General features: G+C 53.9%; 13 protein-coding genes. 10 read left to right on the forward strand and 3 right to left on the reverse strand.

Annotated features, from left to right (window positions below):
- Positions 1-12: 12 nt before the first annotated feature.
- The 6 genes from MKX50_RS10385 (at position 13) to MKX50_RS10410 (ending at position 11,088) form a co-directional block, all read left to right on the forward strand.
- Positions 13-1,113: an isochorismatase family protein gene (locus MKX50_RS10385; protein ID WP_339160078.1), complete on the forward strand. Its 1,101-nt coding sequence runs from the start codon at positions 13-15 to the stop codon at positions 1,111-1,113.
- Positions 1,114-1,115: 2 nt separating this feature from the next.
- The gene (locus MKX50_RS10390) at positions 1,116-8,345 is read left to right on the forward strand and encodes an amino acid adenylation domain-containing protein (protein ID WP_339159544.1); all 7,230 of its coding nucleotides are present in this window, start codon (positions 1,116-1,118) and stop codon (positions 8,343-8,345) included.
- Positions 8,346-8,381: 36 nt separating this feature from the next.
- Positions 8,382-8,627 (forward strand): MbtH family protein, encoded by a 246-nt coding sequence (locus MKX50_RS10395; protein WP_213588714.1) that lies wholly within the window; start codon positions 8,382-8,384, stop codon positions 8,625-8,627.
- A gap of 187 nt (positions 8,628-8,814) precedes the next feature.
- The gene (locus tag MKX50_RS10400; RefSeq protein WP_339159545.1) at positions 8,815-9,345 is read left to right on the forward strand and encodes a hypothetical protein; all 531 of its coding nucleotides are present in this window, start codon (positions 8,815-8,817) and stop codon (positions 9,343-9,345) included.
- 36 nt (positions 9,346-9,381) lie between these two features.
- Positions 9,382-10,251 (forward strand): arylamine N-acetyltransferase, encoded by an 870-nt coding sequence (locus MKX50_RS10405; protein ID WP_213588712.1) that lies wholly within the window; start codon positions 9,382-9,384, stop codon positions 10,249-10,251.
- 87 nt (positions 10,252-10,338) lie between these two features.
- A complete protein-coding gene (locus MKX50_RS10410; protein WP_213589415.1) occupies positions 10,339-11,088 on the forward strand; it encodes a MerR family transcriptional regulator in 750 nt (249 codons plus the stop codon).
- A gap of 58 nt (positions 11,089-11,146) precedes the next feature.
- On the opposite strand, the gene MKX50_RS10415 is transcribed toward MKX50_RS10410, so the two are convergent.
- Complete coding sequence (locus MKX50_RS10415) at positions 11,147-12,544, reverse strand: M6 family metalloprotease domain-containing protein (protein ID WP_213588711.1); 1,398 nt, start codon at positions 12,542-12,544, stop codon at positions 11,147-11,149.
- A gap of 46 nt (positions 12,545-12,590) precedes the next feature.
- The gene (locus MKX50_RS10420; protein WP_244996340.1) at positions 12,591-14,354 is read right to left on the reverse strand and encodes a rhamnogalacturonan lyase; all 1,764 of its coding nucleotides are present in this window, start codon (positions 14,352-14,354) and stop codon (positions 12,591-12,593) included.
- 566 nt (positions 14,355-14,920) lie between these two features.
- On the opposite strand from MKX50_RS10420, the gene MKX50_RS10425 reads away from it, so the two are divergent.
- From MKX50_RS10425 to MKX50_RS10435, 3 genes are all read left to right on the forward strand, one after another.
- The gene (locus tag MKX50_RS10425; RefSeq protein ID WP_339159547.1) at positions 14,921-15,604 is read left to right on the forward strand and encodes a phosphoribosylaminoimidazolesuccinocarboxamide synthase; all 684 of its coding nucleotides are present in this window, start codon (positions 14,921-14,923) and stop codon (positions 15,602-15,604) included.
- 132 nt (positions 15,605-15,736) lie between these two features.
- Positions 15,737-16,261: a hypothetical protein gene (locus MKX50_RS10430; RefSeq protein ID WP_213588708.1), complete on the forward strand. Its 525-nt coding sequence runs from the start codon at positions 15,737-15,739 to the stop codon at positions 16,259-16,261.
- Between the two features lie 39 nt (positions 16,262-16,300).
- Complete coding sequence (locus MKX50_RS10435) at positions 16,301-16,687, forward strand: VOC family protein (RefSeq protein WP_339159548.1); 387 nt, start codon at positions 16,301-16,303, stop codon at positions 16,685-16,687.
- Here the strand turns inward: MKX50_RS10435 and MKX50_RS10440 are convergent.
- Positions 16,684-17,322: a copper amine oxidase N-terminal domain-containing protein gene (locus tag MKX50_RS10440; protein ID WP_213588706.1), complete on the reverse strand. Its 639-nt coding sequence runs from the start codon at positions 17,320-17,322 to the stop codon at positions 16,684-16,686. The two genes, MKX50_RS10435 and MKX50_RS10440, sit on opposite strands and share 4 nt — an antisense overlap.
- A gap of 144 nt (positions 17,323-17,466) precedes the next feature.
- On the opposite strand from MKX50_RS10440, the gene MKX50_RS10445 reads away from it, so the two are divergent.
- A complete protein-coding gene (locus MKX50_RS10445) occupies positions 17,467-17,919 on the forward strand; it encodes a RidA family protein (protein ID WP_213588705.1) in 453 nt (150 codons plus the stop codon).
- Positions 17,920-18,038: the final 119 nt, after the last annotated feature.

Raw genomic sequence — 18,038 nt, forward strand, 5'->3', positions numbered from 1 at the left:
AGGATGATCTACATGGGTATCCCAGCCATTTTTCCTTATTCCATGCCTGCCGAGGCGGAGCTTCCCGCAAACAAAGTCGCTTGGCGGCCTGATCCGCAGCGGGCGGTACTGCTTATCCATGATATGCAAAATTATTTCCTGAAGCCTTACAATACTGCAGAATCTCCCATTGTCGAGCTATTCTCCAATATTTCCCGGATACGCAGCGAATGCGCGAAGCTGGGCATTCCCGTCGTCTATTCTGCGCAGCTTGGGGGTCAGCGTCCGGACGAGCGCGGCCTGCTGCAGGATTTCTGGGGGCCGGGGATTGGAACTGACCCGTTTGAGGCGCAAATTGCCGCCGAAGTCGCTCCTGGCGTACAGGACATTCAGATGACCAAATGGCGGTACAGCGCGTTTCAGAGAACAGATCTGCTGCAATGGATGAGGGATCAGGCGCGTGATCAGCTGATCGTCAGCGGTATTTATGCCCATATCGGCTGTCTGCTCAGCTCCTGCGAAGCGTTCATGCAGGATATCCAGCCGTTTTTTGTCGCTGATGCGGTTGCGGATTTCTCGCTTGAGAAGCACAAGCTTGCCCTGACCTACGCGGCGGAGCGGTGCGCGGTCACTTTGACGACGCCGCGGCTGCTGGCCGAGTTGAACGCGGCAACGTCTGCAAATGGGCCGGGAGGCAAGCAGGAGCATAGTCTTTCCAGCAGTTACCCTTCCCAAACTGCAGGAACCGGACGGAATCTCCCGTCTACGAATCAGACGGGACAATCTGCCCGATCCTCGCTTCAGGCTGCGGCCTCTGCAAGCCAAGACATCGCTGCTTCCCCGTCCTTGGCTGCAAAGCCATCGTCCTATGAGCAGCTGCGACAGCAGGTCGCCGATTTGCTGCAGGAGGCAGCTGAAGAAATCGGCGGGCAGGACAATTTGGTCGAGCTGTGGGGATTGGATTCGATACGCATCATGAGCCTGGCCGAACGATTTAGCCGCGAAGGCGAGGAGATTGCCTTTACGGAGCTGGCCGAACGGCCGACGCTGGACAATTGGTGGCAGCTCCTCTCTGCACGAATGAGCCCTTCCATTCCTAATGTCGACTATTTTTTGCTGGGGAAGGAGGTGTAAGCATGCCAGTGCAAACGGAGGTTCGTTATCCTTTGACAGGGGCGCAATCCGGAATATGGTTCGCTCAGCAGCTTGACCCGGGTAATCCTATTTACAATACGAGCGAATATATCGAAATTCGCGGCCCGCTAAGGCTGGAGCTATTTGAGCAGGCGTTGCGGCGGGTGATCGCGGAAGCGGAGACGCTGCAGCTTCGCTTCGGAGAAGATGAAGACGGGCCTTGGCAGAGGCTGGCGGACACGGAAGGAGAAGAGTGGAGCCTGCTCTATTTGGACTTCAGCGGGGAGGAGCAACCGTGGGCAGTTGCGGAAGCCTGGATGAAGCAGGATCTGGCCATACCGACGGATTTAATGAAGGGTCCATTGTTCCATCAGGCCATTCTGCAGATCGCGCCAGACTGCTTTCTTTGGTATCAGAAAATCCATCATATCGCCATTGACGGCTTCGGCTTCTCGCTGCTCACCCGGAGGGTGGCTCAAATCTATACGGCCCTGTCCCGTGACGAGGCCATTGGGCGGAGCTTCGGTTCCTGGAAGGAGGCGCTGCAGGAGGAAGCCGCATACTGCGCATCCCAGCAGGAGGAGAAGGACCGCAAGTTCTGGGTGTCGCGTTTTGCCGATCAGCCCGATGCCGTGGGCCTGGGCGGCAGGGTGCAGCGAACGGCGAAGCGTTTCCTGCGCCAATCCGGCGAGCTGAACCCGAGCAGCATGAATGTGCTGCGGGCGGCCGCTGAATCGGCAGGGGCGAGCTGGCCGGAAATGATGGTGGCCGCTCTGGCCGTATACATGCACCGGGCTACAGGAGCAGAGGACGTCATTCTCGGCATGACGATGATGTGCCGTCTAGGCTCCGCATCACTGCGGGTGCCGGGCATGGTCATGAATCTGGTTCCGCTGCGCCTGACGATCCGCAAAGACATGAACCCGCTGGAAGTGATCGCACAAGTATCGCAAGAGCTGCGGGCTGCCAGACGGCATCAGAAATTCCGCCAGCAGGATCTGCGGCGCGAGCTCAAGCTGCTGGGCGAGCAGCAGCGGCTGTTCGGCCCGATCCTGAACATGATGCCTTTTGACGAAGCTCTGAGCTTCGGCGGGGCACCCGGAATTGTTCATAATCTGTCGGCAGGACCCGTCGATGACTTGCTCGTTCATGTGCGGCTAAGGTCTGAGGACGGCGGACTGCGGATCGATTTTGACGGCAATCCGGATGTTTATGCCCCGGAGGAGCTGGAGAGGCACCATCGGCGCTTTATCCGTCTGCTGGAGCAATTTGCGGCCGCAGATCCCGAACGTCCGGTGATGGATATCGAATGGCTGCTGGCCGATGAACGGTGGCAAGTACTCGAGGGCTGGAACCAAGCCGAACAACAGGGTGCCTCCTGCGCAAGTCCGGGCCCTGCTGAATTGTTCGAGCAGCAAGCCGAAGTCAGGCCTGAAGCGGCTGCCGTCGCCTGCGAGGAATCAGTCCTCAGCTATGCCGCATTGAACGCACAGGCGAATCGGCTCGCTCATTACTTGATAGAACAGGGGACAGGGCCTGAGCAGATCGTGGCCCTGGCTCTATCCCGTTCTCCCTTGATTGCCGCGGCGATCCTGGCGGTGCATAAGACCGGGGCGGCCTATTTGCCGCTCGATCCGGATTACCCGGCGGATCGCATCGCTTACATGATTGACAACGCCCGGCCGAGCTGCATCTTGACCGACCAGGCGTGTGAATCGAGCCTGTCTGGTTTCAGCGGGATGTCCCGTCTGGTACTTGATGCACCTGATACGATGGCCAGTTTACGGAAGTATTCCGCTCAGAATCCGGAGGATACCGAGCGTACTTCCCCCTTATCGCCGCTTCATCCGGCATATGTTCTTTATACTTCAGGTTCAACCGGTCTGCCGAAAGGAGTCATGGTGACCTATGGCAGCCTGGTTAACCTGATCACGGATATGAGGGAGCGGTTCCCGTTAAGCGGACGGGATCGGATGCTGTCCGTAACGACGATCGCCTTCGACATATCTGTACTGGAGGTCTACCTGCCTCTGACAACGGGGGCTTGCATGGATATCGCCCCGAAGGAGACGATTCTGGATGCTTCCGCGCTGGCCAAGCGGATTCGGGAACAGAAAATTACGCTGCTGCAGGCCACACCGACCTTATTTCAGGAGCTGGTGTCCAGCAGGCCTGAACCGTTAACAGGTTTGTCGGTTATTTCAGGCGGCGAGGCGCTTCCGGCAGGATTAAAGCTCGGCCTGCAAGCGCTGGGCTGTCAGGTGAACAACCAGTACGGACCGACGGAAACGACGATTTACTCCACCGCTGCAAGGCTGGGTGAGGAGGAGGCCAAGCCAGCGATCGGCAGGCCGGTTCGGAATACGCAGCTCTATGTGCTGGACGATGTGCTGCAGCCTGTTCCGCCCGGCGTTGCAGGCGAACTGTACATCGCCGGAGCCGGGCTGGCCCTCGGCTACCTGGACCGGCCGGGGATGACGGCGGAGCGCTTCGTCGCGAATCCGTACGGAGCCCCGGGCATGCGGATGTACCGTACGGGCGACCTTGTGCGCTGGCAAGCGGACGGTTCGCTGGATTATATCGGCCGCGCCGACCATCAGATCAAAATACGGGGGGTTCGCATCGAACTAGGTGAAATTATTTCCGTGTTTTCCCGGCATCCTGCCATTGAGCAGGTGACGGTGATGGCCCGGGAGGATCGTCCGGGGGAGAAGCGGCTGGTCGCTTACATCGTGCCTGCTGCCTCTGTTACCATGGATCCCGCCGAGCTGCGCCGTTATGCTGCGGAGCATTTGCCCGAGTTTATGGTTCCTTCGGCATTCGTGGAGCTTAGCGAAATGCCGCTGACGCCGAACCGGAAAATTGACCATAAAGCTCTGCCGGCGCCAGCAGACATGATCCAGTCGAAAGGACTCGCGCCGCGGTCGCCGCAGGAGGAGCTGCTATGCCAATTGTTCGCGGAGGTATTAGGGCGGGCACGCGTCGGCATTGACGAAGATTTCTTTGAGATGGGAGGGCATTCACTGCTTGCCGGTCGGCTGACCGCACGGATTCGCGACGTGTTCGGCGCAGAAATCGGCATCCGCCATATATTTGAAACGCCTACCGTAGCCGGGCTAATGCAGTATCTCGATCAGGCGAAGCAGACGAGGCCGCCCGTTCGCCCGGCAGAGCGTCCGGAGCAGGTTCCGCTATCTTTTGCCCAGCGGCGCTTGTGGTTTCTGTACCGGATGGAGGGGCCAAACCCGACATATAACATGCCGTGGGCAGCCCGAATATCCGGACCGCTGGATGTGGACGCCCTGGAGCTAGCGCTTGGCGATGTGGTAGAGCGGCACGAGTCGCTGCGGACTATCTTTCCTGACGAGATGGGCGTGCCGCAGCAGCTGATTCTAAACGCAGATCAAGCAAGACCGAAACTGATCGTCACAAAGACGAGCGAAAAAGATCTGAAGGCGAACATAGTAAACGGCGCTGGCTACAGCTTTGATTTATGCACGGAGACGCCTTTCCGCGCGCAGCTGTTCGTGCTTGGTCCAGAGAAGCATGTGCTGCTTCTGCTGCTGCATCATATTGCCGGAGACGGCTGGTCGCTGACGCCGTTAGGACGCGACTTGTCCGCCGCTTATTCGGCCCGGTGCCGGAAAGAGCAGCCGTCATGGCCGCCGCTGCCCGTGCAGTATGCCGATTATGTGTTGTGGCAGGAGCAGCTGCTTGGCGTTGAAGGAGACTCCGGCAGCCTCTATGCACGTCAGCTAGAGTTCTGGAAGAACAAGCTTCATCAGCTGCCGGATCAGCTTGAGCTGCCGACCGATCGTCCACGACCGGCCGTTTCCAGCTATGAGGGAGGAGTGATTCCTTTTGAGCTTGACGAGGGGTTGCATGCCCGGCTGCTGCAGGTGGCGAAGGATAACAAGGCCAGCTTGTTCATGGTGCTGCACGCCGCGCTGGCTGCGCTGCTTACCCGGCTTGGCGGGGGAGACGACATTCCGATCGGCAGCCCGATTGCCGGAAGAAATGATGATGCGCTCGGCGGACTGGTGGGCATGTTCATCAATACGCTCGTGCTGCGGGCGGATACGTCTGGAAATCCGAGCTTCGCCGAGCTCATCGCCCGGGTACGGGAAGCGGATCTGGCCGCTTATGAGCACCAGGATTTGCCGTTCGAACGGTTGGTGGAAGTGCTGAATCCGGCACGCTCGCGCGCGCGGCATCCGTTGTTTCAAATCATGCTCGTGCTGCAAAATGAACTGGAAGCTCCGCTTCAGTTTCCGGGGGCGGCCACATCCCTGAAGATGGTCAGCTCCGGCACGGCGAAGTTCGACCTGACGGTGGAGCTGAATGAACGGCGCGGCGCAGATGGCAGCCCGGGCGGACTAAGCGGTTTGCTGGAATACAGCAAAGATTTATACGAGCAGCATACGGCAGAGGCTTTTGCTTACAGATATATACAGGTGCTCGAGGCGCTGGCACAAAATCCGGAGCAGCCTATTGCAAACGCGGATATTCTGACCCGGGCGGAGCGCCAGGCCTTTCTGATGGATGCAAGTGTCACGGTCAGCGAAACGACTAGCCTTGCAGCTGGTCAGGGAACAGCTTCAGAGCGTCCCTGCCGAAGTATGGAGATTTCGCCCCAAGCCAGTCTGTTCGAGCTGTTTGAGGCGCAGGCGGACAAACTCCCGGACGCGGTTGCAGCGGTATGCGAGGGCGACCGCCTAAGCTACGCTCAGCTGAACACCGCGGCAAACCGCCTGGCCCACATGCTGATCGCGGGCGGTGTGGCCGCCGGCCAAACGGTGGCGCTTGCCCTGCCGCGCTCCCTGGAGCTGGTCATAGGCTTGCTGGCTGTCCTGAAGGCCGGCGCGGCTTACCTCCCCCTCGATCCCGACTACCCGGCTGAGCGGCTGGAGTGGATGGTCGAGGATGCGAAGCCGGTGTATATGATTACGAACGAACAGGCGGCGGGCCAAATGCCGAATACGCTGCCTACACCGAGGATCGTGCTTGACGATCCGGCTGTGGAGCAGCGGCTTCGGGACAGCTCCGAGCATAACCCGCGCGAGGATGAACGGAGCGGCCTCGTAACCCCATTAAGTCCGGCCTATATGATATATACCTCGGGCTCGACGGGTAAGCCGAAGGGCGTGGTTATTCCACATCACAATGTCATCCGGTTATTTGCAGCTACTGACTCCTGGTTCCATTTCGGTGCAGATGATGTCTGGACGCTATTTCATTCCTACGCTTTTGATTTCTCCGTATGGGAAATGTGGGGAGCACTGCTCTATGGCGGCCGTCTCGTCGTCGTGCCATATGAAGTCAGCCGTTCGCCTGCGGAATTTCTGCAGCTGCTGACCGAGGAGCAGGTAACTGTGCTCAATCAGACGCCGTCGGCCTTCTATGCCTTCATGCAGGCGGATCGGGAGAATGTGGAACTGGGACAGGAGCTTGCCCTGCGGTATGTGATTTTCGGAGGAGAGGCGCTGGAGCTTGGCCGCCTGAAGGACTGGTATGAGCGCCACCCGGACGATGCCCCCAAGCTGATCAACATGTACGGCATCACGGAGACAACCGTGCATGTCAGCTATCTTGAACTGGATAAAAATAGTGCATCCCAGGGAGGGAGCAGCCTGATCGGCCGCCCGATCCCGGATTTGCGGGTCTATGTAATGGATTCGTCCCTTCAGCCGGTGCCGCCAGGCGTCATCGGTGAGATGTACGTAGCTGGCGCTGGACTAGCTCAGGGCTATTGGGGACGGCCGGATCTGACGGCGGAGCGCTTCATCGCCGATCCATACGGTCCGCCGGGTACCCGCATGTATCGGACTGGAGATCTGGCCAAGCGGCTGCCAGACGGTTCGCTTGATTATCTGGGCCGCGGGGACCAGCAGGTGAAAATTCGCGGCTTCCGCATCGAATTGGGTGAAATCGAGGCGGTGCTCGCCAGCTGCCCCGGCGTAGAGCAAGCGGCGGTCATCGCCCGGGAAGACCAGCCGGGCGACAAGCGGCTCGCAGCCTATATCGTTCCCGGCCCGGGAGCAGAGCTTACGCTGGCTGATCTGCGCCGTTACGCAGCTTCCATCCTGCCGGAGTATATGGTGCCGTCGGCGATCATCTATCTGGATTCGCTGCCGCTTACGCCGAACGGCAAGCTGGATCGCAAGGCGCTGCCTGCACCGGAGTATACCTTGTCGCCGGAAGGCAGGGGGCCGAGAACTCCCCAGGAAGAAGTGCTGTGCGACTTATTCGCGGAGGTGCTTGGCCTGCCGCGCGTCAGCATCGACGACGGATTCTTCGAGCTCGGCGGACATTCGCTGCTGGCCGTACGCCTCATGAGCCGAATTCGGGAAACGATGGGCCGGGAGCCTGGCATCGGTCTGCTGTTCGAGGCTCCGACCGTGGCGGGCCTTGGGGAGAAGCTGTACTCGGATCAGGGGCAGAGCGCGCTTCAGGTGCTGCTGCCGCTTCGCACGGAGGGCAAGGAAATCCCGCTGTTCTGCGTGCATCCGGCAGGCGGGCTAAGCTGGTGTTATGCGGGTCTGATGAAGCATCTCGGCATGGATTATCCGATTTACGGCTTGCAGGCGCGCGGCATTGCCGAAGCCGATCAGTATCCTGGAACGCTGGAGGAAATGACGGCCGATTATATCGCTCAGATCCGTACCGTTCAGCCGCACGGGCCGTATCGTCTGTTGGGCTGGTCGTTTGGCGGAAATGTCGCGCAGGCGATGGCGGTACAGCTGCAGCACGAGGGGGAGGAAGTGGCGTTCCTGGCCATGCTGGATGCTTTCCCAAGCCATTATTTGCCGCTGCGCGGCGAGGCCAGCGAGGACGAGGCGTTGATTGCGCTGCTTGCTTTAGGCGGCTATGATCCCGATTCGATCAAGGACGGTCCGCTGGATATTGCGCGGGCGATCGAGATTTTGCGCAGCGACGGCAGTGCGCTGGCCAGCCTGGACGAGGAAATAATTTTAAATTTGAAAAATACGTACGAAAATTCGGTGCGCCTCTTAAGCGCCTTTGTTCCCGAAAAATACGAGGGGGATCTGCTGTTTTTCCATTCGACGATCATCCCGGAATGGTTTGACCCGATTGAACCGGAAATGTGGGCTCCCTATATCGGAGGACGGATTGAAAGGCATGACATCGCTTGCCGCCATAAGGACTTATGCCAGCCGGGACCGCTGGCGGAGATCGGCCAGGTATTGCTGGCGAAGCTGCAGGCCGAGTAATGGCGGAACCATACAGGAACAGGGAGGGATATACAGATGGCAAATCCATTTGAACAAACAGACGGCGTATATATGGTGCTCGTGAACGATGAGGGGCAATATTCGCTTTGGCCGGCGTTCATTCAGGTGCCCGGAGGCTGGGAGGTGGCTCTTGGCGAAAGCCCGCGCGGTACTTGCCTCGATTATATCGAAGCAATGTGGAAGGATATGCGCCCCCTTTCACTGCAAAACGCGGTACCGCAGTTGTATTATAATGAGACCGGCGATAACGAAAAATCGTAAGGAGATCTCCTGCGCACATCTTTAAGACTGGGTAATAATGGATCACCCCGTATTACAACCTCCAGGATCACGAAAAGGGATTCTGGAGGTTTTGTTTTCTGTAACTTCTGGAAATGATTTGGGTTTTGATGGTACAGTGGAGGCAGAAGGCGTTTTCCTGCTTTACAATAAAATGTGGAGAGAGAAGATGAAAAGAACCGTATGGCTTTTGGTGGGTATTATCGTCATTACTAATGTTTTGTGGCTGTATTTGTTTCGGAATGCGGAGCAGTCTGCCGTCACGGATAATTCGGGTGCAAGCTTGTATTTGCTTCACGGAACGGGCAAAGCATGGGATGTAACCGATTATAAGATTATGATTGCGGCGGACAAAATTTTAAGGGGGCGTGCCTCTTTAAATTACAAGGGAGATCCTGAGGAGCTTAGTCAGAGTATTTTTCTCGGAATTAAATTCTATGAAGTGAATAGCCGTGGCGAGAAGGAAGTCGTATACTCCAGTGAGTTTCACTCTAATAACGGTGAAGTGTCCATCCTGGATAATGTCAGAGAAATTGGCTCATTAACGAGCCCCTATTCCTATGGGGAATTGGAGAAGGACAGGTCGAATTATGAAAGCACTTCGCTTGAGCTCACTTGGCAGGATAAAGAAGGACAAAGGCATACTGAGATCATAGAGCTTGAAATCAACCAAGAAATTCATATCACAGCCGATGAATAGAGGAAGAGGCTGGAACAAAGCATCTGGAGTGATGTTATGTTAACAATACAACAAACCGATGATTATTTGCGCCGGTTAGGCATGGAGCGGCAGCAGCCGACGATGGAATTTTTATTTGCACTGCACCGTGCCCATGTCGAGAGAATTGCGTGGCACACGATTGACCTGTTTGCCGGCAAGCCTGTCCCGATCGATTCCGATAGTTTGATTCATCATATCATTTATCGTGGAGGCGGGTATTGCTTTCATCTGAACGGGGCATTCCATCACCTGTTGCGTTCGCTGGGGTATCATGTATCGCTGCACCGGGCCGGGGTTCAGCCCCATGGCTATGAACCGAGAATCAATTCCTTTCATTTAAGTCTATCCGTTCATCTGCCTATTGAAAATAGAAGCAATGAAAATTACGCGTACCAAACCTGGATCGTTGATGTTGGATTGGGCGATATGCCGTATGAGCCGATTCCGCTTCATTTTGGGGAGCATAAGCAGGGTTTTCATACTTATAAGCTTACTCCATCCAGTGTCAAAACTCCGGGCTGGCGGTTGGAACATGATCCGAAGGGAGTTTTTTCCGGTGTGGATATCGATGCTGAAGCCGCTCCGAATATGGAGGAGTTTATACCGAAGCATCAATATTTAAGCTCGTCTCCGGATTCAACCTGGATCAATTTGCTGCTCGTTCAAAACAGGCACAAGACAAGCAGTAATGAGCTGAGAGGCTGCGTATACAGCAGGCGGGATGAGCAGGGCCTGACTAAAAGCGAAATTACCTATCGTACCGAATGGTTTGAACTATTGAGCGATGTATTTGACGAACCGTTAAATCACTTCAGCCAGCTCGAAAAAGACGAATTATGGACGAAAGTTCTAAAGGTCCATGAGAAGTGGAAAAGGAATCAGTAAGTTGCCCTCCTGTAAAATTTATTTCACGCAGACCTTGACTCTCCCGTCAGGGGAGGCAGTAAAGTGGGTTTGAAAGGAGGAAGCCAGATGCTCTACACGGTAAAAGAGGTGTCTTCACTGTCCAGTGTAACGGTCAAGACGCTGCATCATTATCACAAAATCGGTCTGCTCTTGCCCCGTGAAATAAGTGGAGCAGGGTACCGCTTGTATGGACAAAAAGAGTTGGAACGATTGCAGCAAATTTTGTTTTACCGCGAATTGGAGTTTCCATTGGAACAGATCAAGCAGCTTCTCGAACGAGCGCCTGAGCGCTTATCCGTTCTTAAGCGGCAGGAGGAATTGCTTCTGGCTAGACAGCACAGGCTGCAGTCAGTCATGGCAACATTGAGGCATTCCATCCATTGTATGGAGAAAGGAGAATCTATGGATAATTCAGAGTTGTTTGAAGGCTTTGACCGGGAGGAAGAATGGCGGGAAGCTTTGGAAGAGCACAATACACATTTACAGGAGAGCTATGATTTTAATCAGCTGGAATCGGCGCAGATTGATGTTCAGGGCATGAATGAGCAGGCCCGGGAAGCCAAGGCTTTTATGGACGAAATGGCCCGGAATTTACAAGCGGGCGTAGTGCATAATAGCCCGGAAGTTGAAGAGCTGATCTGCAGCCATTTGGAATTTATGAACCGTCACGGCCATGCTGTATCGGCTCAGGATTTTGCGGGGCAGACGCGTTTTTTCCTCAGCGACTCATTCCATTTGCAGATGCTTGAGGGGCAGCAGACAGGGCTGGCGTATTATCTTGCGGCAGCGGCCGAGTCTTATGCGGCTATGAATTAAAAAACAAAAATCCGGCCTTAGCAGACCAATTGCTAAAAGCCGGATTCTGTTATTTCACTCATATTCTCTCTTCAATGATAACATCCAGCGTAATTTCCTTCGTTTCCGGGTCAAAGGCAATGTTCTTCAGCGATATACCGGATGGCTGCCCCGGAAAAGAGGTGGATAGTCTCCCATGATCCAGCAGTTCGGTATTGTTGCTGCTTCCGGGGAAAGGATCTCCCCGGTCGCCGCTATTGCGGTCATTCGGATCATTCAAGTCTTCATTCCCGTCGGCCTGGATCAAATACATGCCGGGGGCAGCGCTTTTGGTTTGATCATAATCCTCATCGATTCGCCATACTAACAGGCCTTCGCCCGGCAGTTCACCGTCGAATTTCTCCCGGATTCTGTTCTCAAGCAGAAGATACTGATTGCTGGTGTAACCCGGCCCTTTAATTTTAACCACTTTACCCTCGGCCGATGTCACCGGGAGCAGCGTCAGCCCGCTCCGGCTTTGATGAATCTTCTCGCCTTCAATCCATCCATGCTGCAGTTTATGCAGACCTGCCGGATGAACCGGACGCATCTCCCTGCCGGCATAGGAACCGCTGGCCATCACGTCCCACATCCCATTTCCGTCCCAGTAGTCACCGTCGGCATCATAGTTTGGATCATAGAAATCATCCCATTGGAAAGCCAGATGTCCAAGCTCATGCGCACACACCCCGAGCAGAGCTTCCTGGGGCACCATTAAGTAAGTAGCAGCGGTAAGTCCAGGAGCAACTTCTTTGGGTTTAACCATTTGCCATTTATGGGACCAGATATGGTTACCGCTGAGCGGTGGGAGGATTTTCTCGGCTCCTCGTCCGGCATGTACGATGAATAACGCCGTAATCGTGCCATTGTCAAGGGCATCCAGTTGGGATGGAAAAGAAACACCGTGGGCCAGTGCAGCATCGACGGCATCCTCAGCGAGCTTTCTGGCGTCCCGCGGATAGTATTCCCGGTTGAGCTTATCGGTAAGGCCTGAGTTGCCATTCGTGTAGTAGGAGTATGTCTGCGGCATCCTGAGCCAGCCGTGCACTTCACCATGGATTTGCACCAGCCCCCGGCTGACTTCGTCATAATAATCCGCCATACTGCCGGTTGTGTGGGTATTGCGGGAGAAGAGCAGATCTTCATAGTGATCTTTAGGGAGAACTCCCGGCATATCGGAAAAATCGACGAGAAGCACCTTGACATTCAGCTCCCCGGTAACCGGTTTGCGCGGGATGTGAATCAGCTCCGCCCCTGCAGGAGGTATCCCCGTTACATGGTCATCCATTCCCGGATGGTTGTGGGCAGGGTTCTGATATCCCCGGGCAATGAGAAATTGGCTGTAAGTAAACCCGGCGGATTTCCAGTTTCTTTGATATTCGTTAACCAGATAAGCAGTGACCTCCGGAGAGGGGGGGACTTGCCGTAATTGGTTCATGATGATTCTCCTTTCTATGGTTTAGAATGGATCAATCAACATTAAATTAATTACCTGTCAGAAAAATATTCGGCTTCGGTGGCGCGCCCATTCCGTCTCCGAGATAGAATCCCGTGTGGGGAGGCTGGTTGTAGGCAACGTTCTGCCAGGCCACGCTCAGCCGGTAAACGGGATCATGCATTAAAGTATAGATGCGGTGGGAAGTCACGTCAGTGGTCGTATAAATGCGCAGCGCGGTGTTGTCGGCAGTACGCCAGATCGCTTCCTCCCGCCAGTCGCCTAGAATGTCCGCCTGAAGGCTCGGGTTGCCTTTGGTCGAGTTGTTCGAGGCCGTCCCTGTAGCCGTCAGTAGACGATTCGTTGTGCTCTGGCTGTAATTCCACTTGTCGATTTTGCCTGTGCCGCCAGTATGATCAAGCAGCTCGCGCAGCAAATCGCCGTCCCACCAGATGGCGAAGTTCGTAGAGTTCGGCGTGGCGTCGCTGATTTTCGCGCCTTTCACGGAGTAAAGGCCGATGCCGGAAGCCCACAGCTCCGTCCCTTTCGTCCGGGGGTCGATGTCAGCCGCAAGTCCCCGGCCTGTATCCGCTCCGGTACGGATGCCCCAATAAATTTGGCCCGTGGCCGCATTATGGATTTCCGCCCCGTATGCTGCGCTGGTTGACTCGTGAACGCCGAATACTTCAAGCCCGGCGCGATCGGGATCCAAATCGCTTACATGCAGCGCGTCGCCATGACCGAGGCCTGTCGTATACAGCCCTTTGCCGTTGTCGTCAATGACGGCTGAGCCATAAATGATCTCGTCTTTGCCGTCGTTATCGACATCGGCGACGCTAAGGCTGTGATTGCCTTGCCCGGCATATGCGCTGTTGCCGGATGTGTTGGAATCGAATGTCCATAGCTTAGTCAGCTTCCCGTCCCGCCAATTGTAGGCAACGAGCACGGATCTCGTATAGTAGCCACGAGCCATCACGAAGCTAGGACGCTGCCCGTCCAAATATGCGACCCCGGCCAGAAAACGGTCCACACGGTTGCCGTAGCTGTCTCCCCAGTCGGAGACATTGCCTCTCGCGGGCTCATAATTGACGGTCGTTAGAGCCTCGCCGTTGCTTCCTCTAAATACCGTCAAATATTCAGGGCCGGAGAGCATATACCCGCTAGAGTTGCGATAATCGGCGCTGGCGCTGCCAATCGTCCTGCCGACGCCGTCTACGGTTCCATCGGCCGTTTTAAAGACGACCTCTGCTTTGCCGTCCCCGTCGAGATCATAGACGAGAAACTGCGTATAGTGCGCGCCGGCCCGAATGTTCTTACCTAGGTTGATGCGCCACAGCCGGGTACCGTCCAGGCGATAGGCATCGATGATTACCGGGCCGGTATAGCCGGACTGGGAATTGTCTTTGGAGTTGGAAGGATCCCATTTAAGTACAATTTCATAGGTTCCGTCCCCATCCAGGTCTCCTACGCTCGCGTCATTGGCACTGTAGGTATAGGCAACCCCGTCTGGCGTCGTACCGCCGGGAGGCTGCTGAATCGGAACGGATAGATAGTTCTGTCCCCAGACCGCCGCCGTCTCGGATGCCGCCTGCTCCTGCCCGTTCAGCACCGCTCTTACTGTATAGGTCGAACTTGTTGTCCCTTGCGGGTCAATGTAATTGGTGCTGTTTGTAATGGGGCTGGCATTGACCTTAGTGCTTCCCCGGTATAGATTGAACGCGATATTGTCCGGCTCGGTGCCGAACAAGCGCCAGCTAATGAATACTCCATTGCTCACTTTGACAGCGACAACGCTGCGTTTGAGCGACTCCATTTGTCTGGCCGATGCCGCATAAGAGGTGGAACTTCCTCCGAAGGTGAACAAAGGCAGTGATAACAAAAGGACAAGAAAGCATTGCATTGCTTTTCCTACGTTGGCTCTCGTAGAATAGTTCATGTTGCATACCTCCCTCTTTTTAATTAAAAAGATTTTTATTACTAAAAAAGAAAGGGCTTACATAATGCAATAATAAACAAAATTTACAATATTTACAATAGTCTTGATGGTAAAATTATAAATAATTAAGAATATAAATACTGTTTATGGAAAATGTAAAATAAAATGTTTGATATACATAAGAGGATTGGGGATAGAAGGTGGGGCATACAAATAGAACATGTTAAGCATTACCATTGCTTAGTTTCGTGTTTGCCCGGGTATGGGCGAGCATCCGGCTTTCTTTGTCGATATCCGGCAGTGCGGGCTCATCGCGGAAATGAGCCATTGACCCAAGGCAAGGCTGTTACTTCTTGCCGGAGAATGATAAAAAAATTGGTGCAGGATCAGGCAGGCGTGCTATATTGTAATTAAAATCTTTTTACGAGAAAGGATCTGCACGAATGAAACTGATCTACACAGGCAAGACCAAAGACGTATATGCTCTCGAAGATGGCAACTATTTGCTGAAATTCAAAGATGACGTGACCGGGGAGAACGGCGTATTTGATCCAGGCGCCAACACGGTTGGGCTAACGATGGAGGGTGCAGGCAAAGCCGGACTCCGTTTGACGAAGTATTTCTTTGAAATATTAAAGGAAAAAGAGATTCCTACGCACTATATAGATGCTGATATCAACAACGCGACGATGACGGTAAAACCGGCCACCGTATTCGGTAAAGGCCTGGAGGTCATTTGCCGTTATAGAGCGGTGGGAAGCTTTCTGCGCCGTTATGGCATGTATGCAGAGGAAGGTCAAGCCCTGGACGCTTTCGTGGAAGTGACCATTAAAGACGACGAGCGCCAAGACCCGCCGATTTCGGAGGATGCGCTGGACATGCTGGGGATTTTATCCTCCGCTGAGTACAAGGTGCTTAAAGAGCTGACGCAAACGATAGGCCATGTCGTTAAAGACGAGCTTGCAAAGAAGGGCGTTGAGCTGTACGACATCAAATTTGAGTTCGGCCGGGTAGACGATGGCGCACAAATCGTTCTGATCGACGAAATTTCCGGCGGCAATATGCGCGTTTACAAGGATGGCCAATATGTAGAACCGCTGGAATTGGAGAAGCTGATCGTCGGCTAAGCGATTTGCCGTAAAGCCTTTCAGAATGAAGCGGTTCTGATGTATAATTATGGAAGAGAGTTGCAGAGCACAGACCCAGCCCCAAAATGACGATTTTGGCCTGGGTCATTTTTTTATATGGAGACGTGAGGAATGAAGGTTTATTATTACAAGCTCCCGGTGCTGAAAATGTCGGCGGCTTGCGTAGAGCTGATAGACGATAACGGCAGTCCTTGCGGCCGTATGACAAGGACGTTCAAGCATCTTCCCAGCAAGGCCATATGCTGGATCATAGATAGCTGGGAATTAAGCTTCAGGGCTGAAGCCGAGCAGTGCGCCATCGAGCTGTTGGATAGGAGCAGATGGTTCGAAAGGAACAAATGGAGCATTTCCTGCAAAGAAGGAGATGAAGAGCAGCGTTTTTCGCTCAAGGACAGAACTATGATAAGAACGAACCCGCGGTTTGAATTTACGTATAATGGTCAGCCGTATGAAGTAGTCCAAGCTTTTTTGGACAAGAGAACCAGAATCATTAACCTAACGCAGAACAAGGTAAGCGCTGAAATGGAGAGACATTCTATCGGCAGGGTATTCCAAAGGAAGATTACGATGTACGATGAGGAGTTAAATCCTTTGCTGGCAGCATGCATTGACCGTTTGATCAGAACACTTAACTGATCGCAACAACATGAATTTTTCGGGGAAGGAGTGATGATAGTGAGTTCTTCAGACAATAGGAGTACGATCCGGCATCTCAGCCCTGTGTTGTTTGTAGCCGATCGCCAGAAGACACTTGAGTACTATAGCTCGATTGGCTTCTACTGCGATTTTGGCCTGGGTTTCGTCGAACGGGACGGGCTGGAAATTATTTTTCATGAAACAGAAAACAAAGATCGAATCACCCCGAATTACCCTCATCACCGGGAAGATGCGTTGGATATTTTCGCCATGGTTTACGGCGTGGAAGAGCTCTATCATGAGCTGGCCGAAAAAGGAGCCAAACTGCATAAACTGCTGGAGGTCAATGAGTTTGGCATGAAGGAGTTTTCCATTATGGACCCGGACGGCTACACGATCGGATTCGGAGAGTCAATCCAGGATTAGGGTGTCGTAATGGTTATCGTGCTTGATTGCGAATCCCACTCCACAACAGCGTCGAAGGATTCGGCGGCAAAGCGGGCAGGCACCATCGTATACCCGTTAATGACAATCGGCTTGGCCTGTAAAGTAAGCGCCTTGTCCTGCTTTCGGGCGGCCGTGCTGTCCACGGTCAATTCAACCGTTGTATCGCCCTTGTAGGCTGTGATTTTTTTCGTAGACTGATCCCATTCCAAGGTGGCGCCGAGGGCATCGAACATGTTTTTCAGCGGGATCAGTACCGTTCCGTTAACGGTGACGGCCTTTTGATCCAGAGGTACAATGCTGCCATTCACGATCAATGTAATGTCTACCGTGGTATATCCCTTGTTAGGGGTGGCTTTTTTACTATTTGTGCTGCTTTTGGTAGAAGTGCTCTTCGTGGTTGAGGTACTGGATGATTTGGTGGATGTTGATTTCGAGCCTGAATTCGTCGTGCCGGAATTGTGATAATGGTAGCCGGTGCAAAGGCCCTTCTGCTTCGATTTCTCAGAGCAGTTATGTCCGCCGTTGGCGTCTGTTCTGCCAGAATGGGCGAGAGCCGCCGTCTGAACCGATAACAGTAAAGCTAGACTGACAACAAGAGCGACAATTTTTTTCATCGTACAGCCTCCTTGCAAATTATAAATGATCATAGTAGATACATACTTAAGTATTATATCGGTTCAAAGCCTCGGAATGATTATAAAATGACAAGGAATGGAACGACCATATTGACTCCATCAGGAAAGCGGGGAATGTTTGTTATGAACTCTATTGAGCAAAGATTGGAAGCAATGAATATTACGTTGCCAGCCGCCAGTGATCCAGCTGCGAAGTATGCAAATTACGTCATTGTCAATGGATTGATGTTTGTTTCCGGCAAAGGGCCGAGAGGCAACCCGAAAGGCAAGCTGGGAGTCGATTATACGACGGAGGAGGGGTACGAGTTCGCCAGGCAAACTGGTATCGAAGTGCTGGCTGTCTTGAAATCGGCTCTGGGAACATTGGACAAGGTGAAAAGAGCGGTCAAGGTGCAGGGCTTCGTAAATGCGGACCCCGACTTTGAAGAGCATCACAAAGTATTGAACGGATTCTCCGATTTGTTCATGGAAGTATTCGAGGAAAGGGGAAGCCACGCAAGGTCGGTATTCGGGGCGGTTTCGGTAAGAGACAATTTGCCGATTATCGTGGACTCCATCTTTGAAGTAGTGGAGTAGAAGCGGCAGAGGATAATAACCCAGCGGTTCTGACAGGACCGTTTGGGTTATTTTTTTTGGTTTGTTCGCGAAGGAATTCAGGGGATTTTGCATGACAATGACAGAAGTGTTTTAATAGG

Origin of the sequence: Paenibacillus sp. FSL W8-0186 (genome assembly GCF_037969765.1) — a bacterium.
GTDB lineage: Bacteria > Bacillota > Bacilli > Paenibacillales > Paenibacillaceae > Fontibacillus > Fontibacillus woosongensis.

Bases quoted from the DNA above. Each gene is read 5' to 3' on its own strand.
- MKX50_RS10385 (WP_339160078.1), top strand. From the start codon at position 13: ATGGGTATCCCAGCCATTTTTCCTTATTCCATGCCTGCCGAGGCGGAG.
- MKX50_RS10390 (WP_339159544.1), top strand. From the start codon at position 1,116: ATGCCAGTGCAAACGGAGGTTCGTTATCCTTTGACAGGGGCGCAATCC.
- MKX50_RS10395 (WP_213588714.1), top strand. From the start codon at position 8,382: ATGGCAAATCCATTTGAACAAACAGACGGCGTATATATGGTGCTCGTG.
- MKX50_RS10400 (WP_339159545.1), top strand. From the start codon at position 8,815: ATGAAAAGAACCGTATGGCTTTTGGTGGGTATTATCGTCATTACTAAT.
- MKX50_RS10405 (WP_213588712.1), top strand. From the start codon at position 9,382: ATGTTAACAATACAACAAACCGATGATTATTTGCGCCGGTTAGGCATG.
- MKX50_RS10410 (WP_213589415.1), top strand. From the start codon at position 10,339: ATGCTCTACACGGTAAAAGAGGTGTCTTCACTGTCCAGTGTAACGGTC.
- MKX50_RS10415 (WP_213588711.1), bottom strand. From the start codon at position 12,544: ATGAACCAATTACGGCAAGTCCCCCCCTCTCCGGAGGTCACTGCTTAT.
- MKX50_RS10420 (WP_244996340.1), bottom strand. From the start codon at position 14,354: ATGGAGTCGCTCAAACGCAGCGTTGTCGCTGTCAAAGTGAGCAATGGA.
- MKX50_RS10425 (WP_339159547.1), top strand. From the start codon at position 14,921: ATGAAACTGATCTACACAGGCAAGACCAAAGACGTATATGCTCTCGAA.
- MKX50_RS10430 (WP_213588708.1), top strand. From the start codon at position 15,737: ATGAAGGTTTATTATTACAAGCTCCCGGTGCTGAAAATGTCGGCGGCT.
- MKX50_RS10440 (WP_213588706.1), bottom strand. From the start codon at position 17,322: ATGAAAAAAATTGTCGCTCTTGTTGTCAGTCTAGCTTTACTGTTATCG.
- MKX50_RS10445 (WP_213588705.1), top strand. From the start codon at position 17,467: ATGAACTCTATTGAGCAAAGATTGGAAGCAATGAATATTACGTTGCCA.